The 16,545-nt window shown below is 63.8% G+C and carries 17 protein-coding genes; 6 read left to right on the top strand and 11 right to left on the bottom strand.

Features of this window, described 5'->3' with window-relative positions; genetic code table 11:
- Positions 1-23: 23 nt before the first annotated feature.
- From nosZ to ON753_RS20205, 6 genes are read left to right on the top strand one after another with little or no spacing between them, the layout of a single operon-like run.
- Positions 24-1,934 (top strand): TAT-dependent nitrous-oxide reductase, encoded by a 1,911-nt coding sequence (nosZ, locus tag ON753_RS20230; protein WP_265964866.1) that lies wholly within the window; start codon positions 24-26, stop codon positions 1,932-1,934.
- 3 nt (positions 1,935-1,937) lie between these two features.
- Positions 1,938-3,221, top strand: coding sequence for a nitrous oxide reductase family maturation protein NosD (locus ON753_RS20225; protein WP_265964865.1), 1,284 nt, complete (start codon positions 1,938-1,940; stop codon positions 3,219-3,221).
- Complete coding sequence (locus tag ON753_RS20220; protein WP_265964863.1) at positions 3,218-4,123, top strand: ABC transporter ATP-binding protein; 906 nt, start codon at positions 3,218-3,220, stop codon at positions 4,121-4,123. Before ON753_RS20225 ends, ON753_RS20220 begins: the two co-directional genes overlap by 4 nt.
- 3 nt (positions 4,124-4,126) lie before the next feature.
- A complete protein-coding gene (locus tag ON753_RS20215) occupies positions 4,127-4,957 on the top strand; it encodes an ABC transporter permease (RefSeq protein ID WP_265964862.1) in 831 nt (276 codons plus the stop codon).
- A complete protein-coding gene (locus ON753_RS20210; RefSeq protein WP_265964860.1) occupies positions 4,954-5,499 on the top strand; it encodes a nitrous oxide reductase accessory protein NosL in 546 nt (181 codons plus the stop codon). The genes ON753_RS20215 and ON753_RS20210 overlap by 4 nt, the downstream gene beginning before the upstream one ends.
- Entirely contained in the window at positions 5,499-6,506 is a 1,008-nt protein-coding gene (locus ON753_RS20205; RefSeq protein WP_265964858.1) for an FAD:protein FMN transferase, read from the top strand. The genes ON753_RS20210 and ON753_RS20205 overlap by 1 nt, the downstream gene beginning before the upstream one ends.
- A 65-nt stretch (positions 6,507-6,571) precedes the next feature.
- Here the strand turns inward: ON753_RS20205 and ON753_RS20200 are convergent, their stop codons facing one another.
- The 11 genes from ON753_RS20200 to ON753_RS20150 form a co-directional block, all read right to left on the bottom strand.
- Complete coding sequence (locus ON753_RS20200) at positions 6,572-6,823, bottom strand: hypothetical protein (protein WP_265964856.1); 252 nt, start codon at positions 6,821-6,823, stop codon at positions 6,572-6,574.
- Entirely contained in the window at positions 6,820-7,464 is a 645-nt protein-coding gene (locus tag ON753_RS20195) for a sirohydrochlorin chelatase (protein WP_265964854.1), read from the bottom strand. The genes ON753_RS20200 and ON753_RS20195 overlap by 4 nt, the downstream gene beginning before the upstream one ends.
- Before the next feature lie 55 nt (positions 7,465-7,519).
- On the bottom strand, positions 7,520-9,067 hold the full coding sequence (locus ON753_RS20190; RefSeq protein WP_265964853.1) for a nitrite reductase: 1,548 nt from the start codon (positions 9,065-9,067) through the stop codon (positions 7,520-7,522).
- On the bottom strand, positions 9,042-10,262 hold the full coding sequence (gene nirJ / locus ON753_RS20185) for a heme d1 biosynthesis radical SAM protein NirJ (protein WP_265964851.1): 1,221 nt from the start codon (positions 10,260-10,262) through the stop codon (positions 9,042-9,044). Before nirJ ends, ON753_RS20190 begins: the two co-directional genes overlap by 26 nt.
- 4 nt (positions 10,263-10,266) lie before the next feature.
- Positions 10,267-10,752, bottom strand: a complete 486-nt coding sequence (gene ahbB, locus ON753_RS20180; RefSeq protein ID WP_265964849.1) for a siroheme decarboxylase subunit beta — start codon at positions 10,750-10,752, stop codon at positions 10,267-10,269.
- The gene (locus tag ON753_RS20175) at positions 10,749-11,204 is read right to left on the bottom strand and encodes an Lrp/AsnC family transcriptional regulator (protein WP_265964847.1); all 456 of its coding nucleotides are present in this window, start codon (positions 11,202-11,204) and stop codon (positions 10,749-10,751) included. The genes ahbB (ON753_RS20180) and ON753_RS20175 overlap by 4 nt, the downstream gene beginning before the upstream one ends.
- Positions 11,205-11,236: 32 nt before the next feature.
- Positions 11,237-12,262, bottom strand: coding sequence for a siroheme decarboxylase subunit beta (gene ahbB, locus ON753_RS20170; RefSeq protein ID WP_265964845.1), 1,026 nt, complete (start codon positions 12,260-12,262; stop codon positions 11,237-11,239).
- A gap of 3 nt (positions 12,263-12,265) precedes the next feature.
- Positions 12,266-13,414, bottom strand: coding sequence for a cytochrome D1 domain-containing protein (locus tag ON753_RS20165; protein ID WP_265964844.1), 1,149 nt, complete (start codon positions 13,412-13,414; stop codon positions 12,266-12,268).
- Complete coding sequence (locus tag ON753_RS20160; protein ID WP_265964843.1) at positions 13,411-13,728, bottom strand: c-type cytochrome; 318 nt, start codon at positions 13,726-13,728, stop codon at positions 13,411-13,413. The genes ON753_RS20165 and ON753_RS20160 overlap by 4 nt, the downstream gene beginning before the upstream one ends.
- Positions 13,721-14,524, bottom strand: a complete 804-nt coding sequence (gene cobA, locus ON753_RS20155; protein ID WP_265964841.1) for a uroporphyrinogen-III C-methyltransferase — start codon at positions 14,522-14,524, stop codon at positions 13,721-13,723. Before cobA ends, ON753_RS20160 begins: the two co-directional genes overlap by 8 nt.
- A gap of 72 nt (positions 14,525-14,596) precedes the next feature.
- Positions 14,597-16,351: a cytochrome D1 domain-containing protein gene (locus tag ON753_RS20150; protein ID WP_323054758.1), complete on the bottom strand. Its 1,755-nt coding sequence runs from the start codon at positions 16,349-16,351 to the stop codon at positions 14,597-14,599.
- Positions 16,352-16,545 lie beyond the last annotated feature (194 nt).

Raw genomic sequence — 16,545 nt, 5'->3', positions numbered from 1 at the left:
TAGGCAAACGAAGGAGAAACGCCATGAAGGAATTGGAAAAACACACAGGCATGTCCCGCCGCGACCTGCTGGGCGGCACGGCCAAGACCGCGGTCGTCGCGGGCATGGGCGCTGTTGCCGTGTCGGGGGCAAATCCGGCCTGGGCAGCGGAAGGCGGGCAGAAATTCGAACTCGCACCCGGCGAACTCGACGAGTATTACGGCTTCTGGTCGTCCGGTCAGACCGGCGAGCTGCGCATTCTCGGCTTTCCGTCGATGCGCGAACTGATGCGCATCCCGGTATTCAACCGCTGCTCGGCCACCGGTTGGGGCCAGACCAATGAGTCCCTGAAGATCCTGACCGAGGGCCTGCTGCCCGAAACCAAGGCGTATCTCGCGGCCCAGGGCAAGGTCACCTATGACAATGGCGACCTGCACCACCCGCACATGTCCTTCACCGAGGGCACCTATGACGGGCGCTACATCTTCGCCAACGACAAGGCGAATACCCGCGTCGCCCGCATCGACTGCACCACGATGAAATGCGACAAGATCATCGAGATCCCGAACGCGAATGACATTCACGGCATGCGCCCGCAGAAATATCCGCGCACGGGCTACATCTTCGCCAATGGCGAGCATGAGGCGCCGCTCGTCAACGACGGCTCCATCCTTGATGACCCATCGCAGTATTCCTGCATCTTCACCGCCATTGACGGCGATGAGATGAAAGTCGCCTGGCAGGTGATCGTCTCCGGCAACCTCGACAACTGCGACGCGGACTACCAGGGCAAATACGCCTTTTCCACCAGCTACAACTCGGAAATGGGCATGACCCTTGCCGAGATGACCGAGAGCGAGCTCGACCACTGCGTCGTTTTCAACATCAAGGCGATCGAAGAGGCTGTGGCCGCCGGCAACTATCAGGAACTGAACGGGGTACCGGTGGTGGACGGCCGCAAGGAAGCGGGCTCGCAGTTCACCCGCTACATCCCGATCCCGAACAGCCCCCACGGCTGCAACGCGGCTCCGGACAAGAAGCATATCGTCATCAACGGCAAGCTGTCGCCGACCGTGTCCATCATCGATGTCACCAAGGTCGATGCGCTGTTCAGCGACAATGCCGATCCGCGTTCGGCGGTTGTCGGCGAACCGCAGCTCGGCCTTGGACCGCTCCACACGGCCTTCGACGGCAAGGGCAATGCCTTCACGACCCTGTTCCTGGACAGCCAGGTGGTAAAATGGAACATCGACAAGGCGATCCGCGCCTTTGCGGGTGAAGATGTCGATCCGATCATCTCCAAGGTCGATGTGCATTACCAGCCGGGCCACAACTCCACCTCCATGGGCGAAACCGCGGAGGCGGACGGCAAGTGGCTCGTGTCGATGAACAAGTTTTCCAAGGACCGCTTCCTGAATGTCGGCCCGCTGAAACCGGAGAACGAACAGCTCATCGACATCTCCACCGACGACATGAAAGTCGTTCATGACGGTCCGACCTTTGCCGAACCGCATGACAGCATCATCGTGCACCGGTCGAAAGTGAACCCTGCAACCGTCTGGGATCGCGATCACCCATGGTTCGACGATGCCAAGAAACAGGCAGAGGCAGACGGCGTCGATCTGGAATATGCCGCGGATGTCATTCGCGACGGCAACAAGGTGCGTGTTTACATGCACTCCGTCGCACCGACCTTCAGCCTGGAGAAATTCACGGTGAAGCAGGGCGATGAAGTGACGGTCTATGTCACCAACATCGACGACATCGACGACCTGACCCATGGCTTCTGCCTATCGAATTACGGCGTTGCCATGGAAGTGGGGCCCCAGGCAACCGCTTCGGTCACCTTCGTCGCCGAGCGTCCGGGCGTTCACTGGTACTACTGCCAGTGGTTCTGCCACGCACTCCATATGGAAATGCGCGGCCGGATGTTCGTGGAACCGAGAGAGGCCTGACCGATGCTCTGCGCCCTGCCGAAACTGACGGGAAAACTGGCCCTTTTCGTGGTGGCCCTGACGGTCTGCGGACCGCTGGCCGCCAGGGAATGGTCGGTGCCCGCAAGCGGTGGCGCATTGCAGGACATGCTGGAAAAAGCGCAAGCCGGGGACATTCTCCGGCTTGCTCCGGGCGATCACGCCGGCCCCATCGTCCTCGACAAGCCGCTTGTCCTGGATGGCGGTGGCCAGGCGCGCATCGTTGGAACAGGCACGGGAAGCGTCGTCACCGTCACGGTGCCCGACGTGACCGTCGAGGGACTGACCCTGACCGGGTCGGGCCTGTCACAGGAAACCCTCGATGCGGGGGTCAAGCTCGCCAAGACCGCGCACCGGGCCGTCATCCGCAACAACCGCATCCTCGACAACCTGACCGGCGTCGACGTGCACGGCGCCCGCAATTCGGTCGTCTCGAACAACCTCATCGAGGGTCGGCGCGACCTGCGCGTGAACGAGCGCGGCAACGGCATCTATGTCTGGAACGCGCCGGATCTTCTGGCCGAATACAACACCATCCGCTTCGGCCGCGACGGGGTCTTCGTCAATAACAGCCACAAGGACACGTTCCGCAACAACCACTTCGAGGAATTGCGCTTCGCGATCCATTACATGCATGGCAACAGAGGCGTGATCGAAAACAACGTCTCGAAGGGCAACGACATCGGCTTTGCGCTGATGTTTTCCGACAGCCTCGTGATCCGCAACAACGTCTCGATCGGCGACCGGAACCACGGCCTCATGCTGAACTATGCCAACCGCGCGCAGATAACCGGAAACCAGGTTACGGGCGGCGGCGAAAAGTGCCTCTTCATGTACAATGCCAACAAGAACGAGGTTGCGGACAACCGGTTCGAAGGCTGCCCGATCGGCGTCCACTTTACCGCCGGCTCCGACAACAACGCGTTCCAGGGCAATGCCTTCATCCGCAACAGGACCCAGGTCAAATATGTCGGCAGCCGCCAGCTCGACTGGAGCACGGGCGGGCGCGGCAATTTCTGGAGCGACCATTCCGCCTTCGACATGAACGGCGACGGCATCGCCGACACGGCTTACCGTCCCAATGATCTCGTCGACCAGGTTCTGTGGACCCAGCCCTCCGCCAAGCTGTTGATCGGCAGTCCGGCCGTCCAGCTGCTGCGTTGGACGCAGTCGCAGTTCCCGGCGCTGCTGCCCGGCGGGATCGTCGACAATGCCCCTCTCATGCATCCACCGGCTCAGGCTATGCCGGATTCGGGAGTCCAAGGATGACCATACCCAGCCTCACCGTGCGCAATGTCTTGAAACGCTTTTCGGGCCAGATGGCCGTGGATGACGTTTCCTTTTCCCTGAACCCGGGTGAGCGCGTGGCCCTGCTCGGCCATAACGGCGCCGGGAAAACCACGCTGTTCAAGATCATTCTCGGGTTTTTGAAGAGCGACGGCGGCGACGTCAGCGTGCTTCAGTCGGCTCCCGGCAGCAACGCGGCCCGGCAGGCAAGCGCCTATCTGCCCGAGTCCGTCGCCTTCCCGCCGGCGCTGACCGGCGAGGAAGTGCTGAAATTCTATGCCCGTCTCAAGGGCCGCAAACCGTCCGAAGCCATGCCGCTTCTGACCAGGGTCGGTCTCAAGGATGCGGCCGGACGGCGTGTCGGCACCTATTCCAAGGGCATGCGCCAGCGTCTCGGCCTTGCCCAGGCGCTGATCGGCCGTCCGCGGCTGGTGCTTCTCGATGAACCGACGACCGGCCTCGATCCGATTTCCCGGCAGACAGTCTATGAGCTGATCGGGGAAATCGCGGAGCGCGGCGCAACCGTTCTGCTCTCGTCCCATGCCCTGACCGAACTCGAAGCCCGCACGGACCGGATCCTGATCCTCTCCAGGGGAAAACTCGTTGCCGACGACGTGCTCTCGCGCCTGCGCGCCGAGGCCGGTCTGCCGATCCGGCTGAAGGTCTGGACGAGCCCGGAATCGCTTGCCGAAGTCGCCGGCAGGCTGGGACGCGGCAGGATGAACGGCCGCTCGGTCGAGCTCGATTGTACGTCCAGCGACAAGATTCAAACGCTGTCCGCCATCAGCAGCCTTGGCGGTCTTGTCGAGGATATCGATGTCCACGACCCGAGCCTGGACGATGTCTACCGGCATTTTTCCAGTGTGGCCGAGAAGGAGGCCTGAGACATGTTCTCCCGGATTTTCACCATTGCCGGACAGGAGATCCGCATCGGGATCCGCAACCGATGGATCCTGCTGGCGGCGATCATCCTTGCGGTCTTTTCGCTGGCGCTGGCCATGCTCGGCTCCGCGCCGGCGGGAACGCTCGGCGTCGACCGCCTGACGATCACCGTTGCCTCGCTGGCGAGCCTGTCGGTCTATCTCGTCCCGCTGATCGCGCTGCTGCTGGCCTTTGACGCGATTTGCGGCGAGGTGGAGCGCGGCACCCTGCTGATGACGCTTTCGTGCCCGATTTCCCGCTCCGAGTTCCTGGTCGGCAAGGCACTCGGCCATACTCTGGTGCTGGCTTTCGCGCTGGTGGCCGGCTATGGCCTGACGGCGGGTCTGCTGGTCGCCCTCGGCGCGGGCTCGCTCGCCGGACTGACCGATTTTGTCCGCCTGATCGCGACCTCGGTCCTGCTCGGCATCTGCTTCCTGGCAATCGGCTATGTTCTCAGCACCCTGACGCGGCAATCCAGAACCGCGGCGGCAGCTTCCATCGCCGTCTGGCTGTTCCTGGTCGTCCTTTACGACCTTGCCCTCCTGGGCGCGCTCGTCGCCAATCCGAGCGGCGTGTTCGCTTCCCAGGTCTTCCCCTATGCGGTGTTGCTCAATCCGGCCGACGCCTTCCGTCTCTTCAACCTTGCCGCCCTCGGGGCAAGCGATCTCGTCGGCGGGATGGCCGGTGTCGCCGAAGCGCTTCCCTTCGATCCCGCACTGGCGCTCGCCTCCCTGGTGGCTTTCGCCGGCGCCGCGCTGACGGGATCGGCCATGCTTATCCGGAGGATTGCACCATGAAACGCAGTGCTATCGTCCTTCTCGCGCTCGGCCTGCTGACGGCCTGCCAGGAAGACGTGCAGGTTGCCAGGCCAGCCGCCCTGGATCTGACGCCGGAAGCCGCCGGGCACTATTGCCAGATGACGGTGCTGGACCACAGCGGCCCGAAAGCGCAAATCCATTTGACCGGTAACCCCAACCCGTTCTGGTTCACCCAGGTCCGCGACGCGGTTGCCTTCACGCTGTCTCCCGAAGAGCCGAAGAACATCGCCGCCATCTATGTGAACGACATGGACAAGGCGGAAAGCTGGGACCAGCCGGGCACCGACAACTGGATCGAGGCCGACAGCGCCTGGTTCGTCATCGGCAGCACGCAGGCCGGCGGCATGGGCGCCGCGGAGGCCATCCCGTTCGGCAGTCAGGCGGGGGCGGAACGGTTCGTTCAATCCAATGGCGGCAGCGTGGTCCGCTTCAAGGAAATTTCGGCGGGTTATGTCCTGGAATCGATCGACGTCACATCGGCGGCACGTGACCAGGACGACGGCCGGAACGAGGTTCGGTAATGACAACGACTTACGGAATACAAAAGCCGGTCAACCGCAGGCGGTTCCTGAAGATCTGTGCGGCCGGTGCGGCTGCTCTGGCGCTTCCCGGCAGCGCACGGGCGCAAGCCTCCCTTCATCGCTGGACGGGGATCGCGCTTGGCGCAAGGGCGGAAATCAACCTGCTCCACGATGATGAGAATACGGCGAGACGGCTGTTCGTGCGGATCGAGGCGGAAATCGAGCGGCTTGAAAACATCTTCAGCCTTTACCGCAGCGAAAGCGAGCTGGCCCGGTTGAACCGGAACGGACAACTTGCCGTCCCGTCCCTGGAACTGGTCGAACTCCTCGGCCTGTCGCAGCAGCTTCACCTCGTGACCGGCGGAGCCTTCGACCCGACCGTCCAGCCGCTCTGGGACTATTACGCTCGCCGGGCCGTCGGTGCCGCGCAGGCAGGCGAATTCGCCGCCACCCGGGACCGGACCGGTCTTGAGCATGTTTCGGTGCAGGCCGACGCGATCAGGTTCCTGAGGCCCGGCATGGCGATGACCCTGAACGGCATCGCCCAGGGGTTCATCACCGACCGGATCACGGCGCTGCTTTCGGCCAACGGCCTGACGGACATGGTCGTCGACCTTGGCGAGATCACCGCGCGCGGCGCGGCGCCCGACGAGGTGGAGCCGGGACAGACCGGCTGGCCCGTCACCCTTCGTCCGGACCCCCACCGCAGCGACGCGCAGGTGAAACTGCATCTTTCCGATGCCGCTGTGGCGAGCTCCGCCCGGCTCGGCACGACCTTCGACCAGTCTGGAACACGCTCCCACATTCTCGATCCCAAGTCGGGGGAGCCGGTCCGCTCCGGTCTTACCGCCGCAAGCGTGATCGCCCGCACCGCGGCCCTAGCCGACGGCCTGTCGACGGCGGCACTGGTCTGCGGGGAAGAGCGCCTGGCGATTGCCATGGCCGGTTTCCCGGCAACACGCGCCTTCGTGGTGCGCGACGACGGCGCGGACGGGTGGCTGGGATAAGCTTTGCCGTCCCAGCCGCTTATGGCAATTGTGCCACCGCGTGCTTGCCTGCTTCCTGCCTTCCCTCACTCCGCCCGCGGAGCTTTCCGGTCAGCTTCGTCCATCAGCCGGCGCACCCATCGGGCGACCAGCCATGTTGCCGGTATTCCGAGCGGGATGCTGAGGGCTATGGTCGTTACGGGCGGCAGCGAGGGCAGGCCGATGGCGATGCCCATCAGGCTCAGCATGAAGAGGTTGATCGCGACGGCTGCCGCGGTGAACGGGTAGAGCACGATCGCCAGCGTCGTGACCGGCCAGCCTTTTTCGATACGGGTCATGCCGCCAGGGTCCTTTGTGCGGCGCATTCGAGCGTGTGCGCGATGAGGTCGGGAATGAAGTAGGCCTCTCCCAGGGATTCCATGCGCAGCCCTTCAAATCCTGCCCCGTCGAGGGCCTGCGGAACATCGCGCGTCAGATGTCCGCCGGCGCCTGCGAAGAACGGCAGGTGCAGCGTGCGGAGGCTGCACAGGCCTGCAACCTCGGCCAGATGCGGGTCCTGTTCCAGAAAGCCGACATGGATCCGTCTTGCGGGCAGCCAGCGGGCGAGGGCGTTTGCAAAGGCCATGGTGCATTCTTCCGGGGCCGCGCCTGTCGCGGAGCCGTGCGCGGCCAGGAGCACGTCGAAGCCGGACCGTGCCCAGCCCGACAGTGTGGCGGCGTTTCGCAGGAGACGGGCCGTCAGGCGCGGCAATTCGGGATGCACGCCGAGGGGCGGAAGCTGCCGGGCGTCTGTTCCCTCCAGGCGGCTGGCGAGCGCCGTTTTGGTGAACCAGCCGTCTGTCATGAAAACCGGGAAAACAAGCGGCGCAGAGCGGCAAGCTTCCAGCGCATGATCGAGCGCCCCCGGCGCCGCCAGCGTGGCCGCCCGGATTTTCCAGTCGGGGAGATACTCGCGGACCCTTTGTGCAAGTGCGCGCATATGCTCCTCACCTGCCTGCGGGTGCGACGGCTGGCCGTGCGCGACGAGTATCGCCTCAGTGGCTTGTTCCTTCCGAAAAGGTGATCTTGTTCCATACATTGTACTTACCCGATGGTTTGCGCATGGGCAGGCGCCGGACCTCTTCCAGGGTCGCGGCGTCGTAGACGATGACCGCGCCGTCGTCTTCCCAGACGGAGACGAGGGCGTAGCGGCCGTCGCGGGTGAATTCGACATGGGCCACGGTGGCGCGTTTCACGGGACGGAGCGTCTTCACGATCTCAAGGCTCTGCTTGTCGATCACGTGCATCACGTCCTTGTTGGGACCGAAGAACACGTCGGCCCAGAAATAAGGCGTGTTCTCGTGGCTTCGCAGAAAGAAGCCCGGCCCTTCGGTTTTGATGGTGGCGATTCGCGTCCAGGTCTGCGTATCGATGACCGAAAGCTTGCCCTCCTTCAGGTGGGGTGTTGCCATGACCCGCCGGCCGCCGCGTTCCCAGCTGATGCCGGAGCCCAGATGCGGCATGCCTTCAAGCGGCAGCTCGGCGATTTCCCGGCCGACATTGAGATTGACCACCACGCCGCGGATCCCGTCGCGGGAAGCGCCGACCAGGTGCCGGTAGTCGTCGTCGAAAAAGAAGTCGTCCAGCGGTTCGGCGATCCGGATCCGGCGCCTTGCGAACAGGCCCTCGGACGAGGCTAGGGCCTCGACCATGCCCTTCTCCCGGGAGTGCACGAAGCCTTCGTAAACCGGCTCGGCCTCGGGATCGGTGGCGACTTCCCAGATTTCCGGGGCGTCCTTCAGGGCCAGGATGAAGCTCTTGCGGGTCGGCGCCTGGTAGACCGCGGACACCCGGCTGGGCGTGCCGTCCTTGGCGACCACATCCATGACCTTCGCAACCGAAAGGTCTTCTGTGGACAGAAGGGTCAGACTCATCGGCAGGTAATTGGCCACCGCCAGCCACTTGCCGTCATGGCTGATGGCAATGTTGCGGCTGTTGAGACCCGCACGGACCCGGCCGACCTCCTGAAGCGCGTAGAGATCGTATTTCTGCACCCATCCGTCGCGCGACATGATGAAGACATATCTGCCGTCCGGCGTGAATTTGGGTCCGCCGTGGACGGCAAAGGGCGTGGCAAACCGGTCGAGGGTTTCGAACGTGTCGCCGTCGAGCACGCTGACGTGATGATCCCCGGTCTCCACCACCAGGGTGATGTTCATCGGATCGGAGGACCAGACGGGGCTGTCGACAGGCTCGTACTCTTCGTTCAGCTGCCGGCTCGCCAGGATATCTTCGGCGCTCCAGCCGGGAATTTCCTCAAGAGGCTGTTTCAGGAAGCCGGCCAGTTGTTCGATCTGCTCCGCGCTGAAGGCCTCGGCGAAGGCGGGCATCTGTGTGGCTTTGCGGCCGTCCCGTATCACCGAGGTCAGGTCCGGTCCGCGCATCCGGCCGAGCGTTTCGGGAATGAGGGCGGGCCCGAGGCCGCCGAGGCGTCCGGCGCCGTGGCACTCCTGGCAATTGTCGGCATAGTCCTGCGCCGGTCCGGCCGGGGAGAGGCCGGTCGTCAGCAACAGGGCGCTAAGCGAAGCGATGAACCGGATCATGGCTCTTTCCTCGGAACGGGGTGACGGCCAGGCGCTCGCGGGCGCTTCCGTCCAGCCCGATTTCGTCGTCATTGAGGTAACAGGCGGGATCCTCGGCCCAGGGATCTCCGGTCAGTTGAAGGGCCCTGATGCGGGTATTGCCGCCGCACACATCCTGAAACGCACAGGCGCCGCACCGGCCTTTCAGCGGTCTCGGCCGGGTCCGAAGCTGTGCCAGCATCGGATCGTCGCCCGTCCAGAGCTCGGAGAACGGCGTCGTCTTGATGCTGCCGATGGTGTAGTCCGACCAGTAGGTATCCGGGTGAACGTTGCCCTGGGTGTCGATATTGGCGACGCCAAGGCCGGAGGAATTGCCGCCCCAGGCCGCCAGATGCGTCCGCACGTGGTCGGCCTTCGTGTCACCGAAGTGCTTCCGCGCCCAGTTCAGGAAATACACCGCATCGCCGTCATTGTTGCCGGTGACGATGTCCAGCGGCTGCCCGCCGTTGACACCGGCCCAGGCCCGTTCCAGGAGCAGGTCCATGGCCCAGCGGGAGCGCTTGTGCTCCGCATCCTCGCCGCGGTTCTTGTCGCCCCGGCCGGCATAGACCAGATGGGACAGGTAGAACTTGTCGACGCCTTCGTCATCGCAGAGCCTGAGCAGGTCCGGCAGGTGATTGCAGTTGCCCTCGGTCAGCGTGAAGCGCAAGCCCACCTTGATGCCGCGCGCCTTGCATTCCCTCACGCCGCGCAGGGCGTCCGCATAGGCTCCTTCCACGCCGCGGAACCAGTCGTTGGTCGCGCCGATACCGTCGATGGAAATGCCGACATAGTCGAAGCCGGTTTCGGCCACCCGGTCGGCGGCCTCGCCGTGCAGGCGGGTGCCGTTGGTGGAAAGCGCCAGCATGCGGACCAGGCCGCGTGCCCGGCCGGCAATCTCGAAAAGGTCCTTCCGGTCCATGGGTTCGCCGCCGGAAAGGATAAGCGCCGGAATGCCGAAACTGCCGAGATCCTCCAGCGTCTCCATGGCCTGGTCATGGGTGAGCTCGCCCGGAAAGTCGACATTCGCGGAAACCGTGTAGCAGTGCCGGCATTTGAGGTTGCAACGGCGGGTCAGGTTCCAGATCACCACCGGTTTCACCGGCCCGCTGCCCCTGCGGATGCGCACCGGTTCCGGCTTGATGATCTGCTGCATGTAGTCCGACAAGCGAAACATGGGTTCACCCCGCCTTTCTGCGCAGCCGCATTCCAGTTTTCTTCAGGATGCGGGTGGAAAACAGGATGTCGCCGCTCCGGCAGGCACTGCCCAGAAGGGCCGCGATTTCCTGTCTCTTTGCCTGCACCTCTTCACGGCTCGCCCCGTGGACCATGGCAAACAGGTTGTAGGGCCAGTCGGGAAGCGCCCGGGGGCGGCGGTAGCAATGTGTGACGAAGGGCAGCGCGCCGACCATTTCTCCAAGCGTGTCGACGGCGGCATCGTCGACATCCCAGACCGTCATGCCGTTGGCGGTCAGGCCCAGCCGGTAGTGGTTCGGCGCGGCGCCGATCCGGCGAATGATGCCTTGCGCCTTCATGCGCTTCAGGCGCTCGATCATCTCCTGTTCGGAGATGCCGAGGGTTTCGGCCAGAACGGCAAAGGGCGCGGGCACGAGCGGCAATCCCGCTTGCGTGGCCTCAATAATGGCCCGGTCTGTTGGGTCGGTCATGCATCCACCCGGAATCCTATGAAAAACTCGCGCTCTTTCGGAAACTGGAGAACGTCCAGGCCGGTCTCCCGCTCGATTGCCTCCACGGTTCCGGCGATGGCGTCCTGGCTTTCCGTCGCCAGCACGAACCACATGTTCAGCCTGTGGTCCCGTTCATAGTTATGCGCAACTTCCGGGTAGGCATTGACTTTGGTTAAGACCTCCTCGAACCGCTCGTTGGGAACGGCCATGGCGCACAGGCAAAAGGCGCCGCCCAGGGCCTCGACGTCGAAAAACGGGCCGAACCTCGTCAGGATGCCATCATCCCTGAGACGCCGGATCCGGTCGACCACTTCCTGTTCGCTTACCTTCAGTTCGTCCGCCAGCACCGCAAACGGGTGCGAGGTCAGCGGAAGATCGTCCTGCAGGCTGTTGATCAGCGTGCGGTCGAGCTCTGATAGGTCGTAGGTCATTCGGCAGCTCCCTGAATGCAGGTTGATCGGTTTCAAAATGCCGGCGCGTCCTGTCTGCGCCCTTGCGAGGACAGGGTGACCTGGTGCGAGATCATGGCGCCTGTCTGCTTGAAGCAGCGGGTGGAAAACAGCGTGTGGTGCGCGGCGTTTTCCAGTTCCGGCAGGCGGGCGGCGTCCGCAAGAATGTCCTGCGCCATTTGCCGGCTCGTGGCATGGATCATCGCGTAGAGCCGGTAGGGCCAGACGCCTTCCACCGGACGGCGCTCGTAGCAAAGGGTGACGCCGGGATGCGCTGCCAGGGCCGGGCCCGCGGCGCCGATCCGCTCCGGCGCGATGTCCCAGACCACCATGGCATTCGACCGCCAGCCAAGGGCGCGGTGGCGGACGATCACGCCAAGGCGGGAGATGATCCCCGCACCGTGCAGATCCGCAATCCGCTCCAGGATTTCCGTTTCGCTCCGCCCGAGCTTTGCGGCGAGCTGCGCATACGGGCGCTCGCAAATCGGCAAGCCGGTTGTCAGCGCCTGCAGAAGGTCGTTGTCACCCTCCTGCAGGCGCTCCAGGCGGACCGGCCTCCGGGGCGCTGGCGACCGGCCTGCTTCTGCGTTCAACCTGAAACCGAGGTCGATATTGAAAGGTCGCACGATGGGCAGGTCGAGAACCTCCAGGCCGGTTTGCGCCCTGATACGCTCCAGTGCCCTGCTGACGTGATCACGATCCGGCCCGGTTGCGACGAACCACAGGTTCCAGTGGTGTTCCCTGAGGTAGGAATGATTGATGCCGGGCTCGTTGCCGATGATTTCGGCAACCGCCTCGACGGCCTCGTCCGGTGCGCTCACGGCAGCCAGCGTGCTGGCCGAAACCGTGTTGGGCGCGCATGTCGCGCCGACGCGTGTGATCTTGCCCGCCTCGAGCAGCGACATCAGCCGGCGGATCACCACCTGTTCCGGACACCCGGCCAGCGCGCCGATTTCCGCGAACGGACGCGGGACAAGCGGCAGGTCCCGCTGCCAGCGGTCGAGCAGCTTGAGGTCAAGAGGATCGATCGCACGGTCCATTTCTCACAACCCCGTCCTGTGCGCCCGGGAGGTGAAGAAGATGCCGGACGGGCTGTCGGCCTCGATCTCGCCGCGCTTTTCGAAGGTGCGCGTGTCGTAGATCATCACCTTTCCGGCATCGCGCACCGACACCCAGACCTCGTGCCCGCGCGAGGTGAATTCCATGTGCAGGACGGCGGGCCCGGGCTTGAATTCGTGGATGACCTTCCTGGTGAGCGTGTCGATCACCTGAATGGTGTCGTTGAGCGGATGGGCGAAGTTCACCCAGACATGGCGCCCGTCCGGCCGGGACATGGCAAAGACGGGCTGGCCGTGGGTCTGTGTGCGTCCGGTCTCCGCAAGGCTGTCGGCGTCGATCCACAGAACCTGGTGATGTCCGACGGCGGGCAGCACGAACGCCTTGCCCGCCCGCGCCCAGCCTTCCAGATGCGGCATCTTGTAAACCGGCAGTTCCTGTTGCCCGCGGCCGTATTCGGGCAGCACGCGAATAGGCGCCGGCGCCGGGTCCCACAGGTCGAGGGCCGTCAGGCCGTCCTCGCCGAACAGGCCCGTGATATAGAGACGGCCGTCGCCGGTAATCAGGGCATCGTATGGATTGCTGCCCATCCCGGTGATTTTCGTGATCTCTGGCGCGCCGGAAGACAGGTTCGCGATCCAGGTTTCACCGGCATCCCAGAGCGTGAACACGAAACGCCGCCCGGGCGCGTCGACCAGGCCGATCGTCTTGGAACCGGTCGGAATGTCGGCGACAGGCTCCAGCGTGTCCGCGTCGAAGATCCGCACGCCGCCCGGTTCGTAGTTGGATACGGCCACCAGCGTGCCGTCATCGGAAATCGCGCCGCCGATCGCATTGCCCGACTGGACGATCCGCTTGGCGACTCGCTTCTCGGCGATATCGACCTTGGTGAGGCCGCCATCGCGGCCGAAGACATAGGCGAAGCGCTGATCCGGAGAATAGACGAGGCTGGCGTGGGAGAGGTCGCCGAGGCCCTCGATCCGGCCGATCGCGGACCGGTCGGACTGGTCGACAAGCAGGAGGGACCCGGAGGCGCGCTCCACGACGAGACCGAGATCGCCTGTCGCGACGATGGTCTGCGCCTGAACGGACCCGGCCATCAGAACGGCCAGGACGGCGCCGCTGAGCCACTTCATTTCAAGTCTCCCTTGAGAAGATATTCGGCAATCTTGCGGGCATCGCCCTCGCTGAGAATCGGCCGCCAGGGCGGCATGGCGGTGTCGGGAATACCGTCCAGAACCACGCCGGAGAGTGTGTCGATGTCGTAATGGGCAAGGGCCGCGGGACGGATGTCGGGGCCGAGCCCGCCCTTCAGCGTGAGGCCGTGGCAGGAGCCGCAATCCTGCTTCACGAGGTTGATCAGCGCCTCGGGCTGACCGGCCTCTTCGGCAATCGCCAGACTGGCAATGGCGAGGAGGCAGAAGACAACGATCGCAAGCCGCTTAAGCATGGGCCAGCTTCCCGGGCGCATCGGCTTGCGCCGCGGCCATCATGATGTCGGTGGTCAGGGCCGGCCACTCCCGGCACAGCGTCACGACCTTGCCGATCACGAAGAGAACGGGTGCATCGAGACCGGCCTTGCGTATGTCCGGGGCAACCTGCCCGAGGCGGGAGAACAGCCTGGTCTCGCGCGGTGTCGTCGCGTGGGCGATCGCCATGACAGGCGTCGCTTCGCTGAGCCCCTCCGCCACCAGCCTCATGGCGATCTGGCCGATGGTGGCAACGCCCATATAGACCACCAGTGTCGTCTCTTCGCAGGCGAGGCCCTTCCAGTCCAGGTCGAGGCTGCCGTTCGCCTGCCTGTGACCGGTGACGTAGCGCACGCCCGTGGCAAGGCCGCGATGGGTCAGCGGCACGCCGCTGGACGCGGCCGCGCCTTGCGCGGCGGTAATGCCCGGGGCGTATTCGACGGAAATTCCGAGGGCGAGAAGATGGGCGGCCTCTTCCGATCCCCGCCCGAAAATAAGTGGGTCGCCGCCCTTCAGGCGGGCAACCGTCAGCCCGTCCATCGCCAGCCCCGCCAGGATCTCGTTGATCTCGTCCTGGGGTACGGGATGGTTGTTGGCAGACTTGCCGACGGCGATCTTTTGGGCGTGGCCGGGGGCCAATGACAGGATTTCAGGAGAAACAAGCCGGTCATGGACCACCACGTCGGCTTCCTGAAGCATACGCATTGCCCGTATGGTCAGCAGTTCGGGATCTCCCGGACCTGCACCGATCAGATAGACCTTGCCAGCTTGTTTCATCGTGATTTCCTGCCATTAGGAGATGTGCACAGGGGAAATGGAGGGGCGGGAAAAGTGCCCCTCCAAACCATGTCAGTAGACGTCGGCGCGAGTGTTGAAGACGTTGAACTTGCCGGTCGGCGTTACCAGCCGCTCGTCCTTGATCACGTGCTTCAGCTTGAGCGTCTTGTCGTCGACGATGACGATCGCGCTTTCCTTGTCCTTGGCGTTCCAGACCGAGAACCAGATTTCTTCACCGGCCTGGTCGAATTCGCCCTGAACGACGCGCGGCTGCCCGTCGGTGATGTCCGCCCATTCGACAATCGGCAGGACCTCGTATTGCGGCTCTTCCTGGCTCAGCTCATCCACCTTGAACACGGCGACTGATCCGGAAATCTCGGCGTCGGGGTTGAGCGGTGCATCAACGTAGAGATGGTTGGAGTTGGGATGCGACTTCACGAACAGCGAGCCGCCACCCAATCCGTAGAGCTGCTGCACCATCTTCCAGGCCTGGTCGGGATGACCCTCCGGATCGGTGCCGATCAGCGCGATGGTTTCATCGCCCAGATGCGAGGTTGCCCACACCGGACCGTGAACCGGGTGATTGAGGTTCGCGCCGCGGCCCGGATGCGGTGTCAGGCCCTCGGTTTCCAGGATCGCGGTGAGCGCACCTTCCTTGGTATCGATCACAGCCACCTTGCCGCGGGCGTTCGCCGCCGTGAGGAAGTAGCGCTTGGTGCTGTCGAACCCGCCGTCATGCAGGAAGCGTTCGGCCTCGATTTCGGTGACTTTCAGGTTCTTGATGTCCGAATAGTCGACCAGCAGGATCTTGCCGGTTTCCTTCACGTTGACGATGAACTCCGGCCTGTAGTGGGACGCCACGATGGCCGCCACGCGGGGTTCGGGGTGAAAGACCTGCTCGTCGTAGATCATGCCGCGTGTCGACTTGATCTTCAGCGGTTCGAGCGTGTTGCCGTCCATGATCACGTATTGCGGCGGCCAGTAGGACCCGGCGATCGCGTATTTGTCTTCCCAGCCCTTCATCTTGGATGTTTCGACCGAGCGCGCCTCGGAGCCGACCTTGATCTGGGCCACCGTTGCCGGTGTTTCCATCCACAGGTCGATCATGTTCACCAGGGCGTCGCGGCCGATCACGTAGAGATAGCGCCCGGAAGCGGAAATGCGCGATATATGCACCGCATAACCGGTATCGATCACCGCGTGGATTTCATAGGTCTCACCATCGATCAGGGCAATCTGGCCGGTGTCGCGCAGGGTGACGGAGAACAGGTTGTCGATATCGATGTCGTTCATCTTCTCCTTCGGGCGGTCTTCCGGCTTCACGATCAGCTTCCAGCTGGCGAGCATTTCCGGCATGCCGAATTCCGGCGGCGAGGCCGGTTCCAGAAGGAGGTAGCGGGACATCATATCGACCTGCTCTTCCGTCAGTTCGCCCGACGTGCCCCAGTTCGGCATCCCGGCCGGAGACCCGTAGGTGATGAAGTCGCGCAGGTATTCGTAGCCGTTGGCGCGGGTGATGTCCGTCGTCAGCGGTTTGCCGGTCGCCCCCTTGCGCAGCACGCCGTGGCACCCTGCGCAGCGCTCGAAATAGATCTGGTTGGCATTCTGGTATTCGTCGGGCGTTATCACCGGATCGCCTTCTTTGCGCCCCGGGATCTCGACCTTCAATTGACCGAGTGTCGACATGCTGGGTTCGTAGGCTGCCGCCGGACCGTTGCCGTGGTCCACTGGCTTTTCCTGGGCAGAAGCGCCGAGTGCTGAAAAGCCGAGCGTGAAAGCCACACTCATCAGCAACGCATTCCTGCGGATGGCTCGTGTCGGGATCATGTTTAGTCTCCGTTCGACTGGTGAGGCAGCCGGACGGTGCGCCCGCCATGGGGACCGGTCCTTGACTTTCGTTAACTTGAGAGCGCCGCTCCTGTTGGAATCGGCAGGGTCGGTCGTAGGGCTCGTGCAGCCGGGTGAGCCAAAAACGCGTTGTGTTTCAGGCGTTTTCAGCGGACGCGCCCGGCCGGTTTGTA

It is taken from the genome of Roseibium salinum, assembly GCF_026240905.1.
Classification (GTDB): Bacteria; Pseudomonadota; Alphaproteobacteria; order Rhizobiales; family Stappiaceae; genus Roseibium; species Roseibium salinum.
Note: the sequence above shows the minus strand (reverse complement) of the source record. Positions and strands in the feature narration are given on the sequence as shown.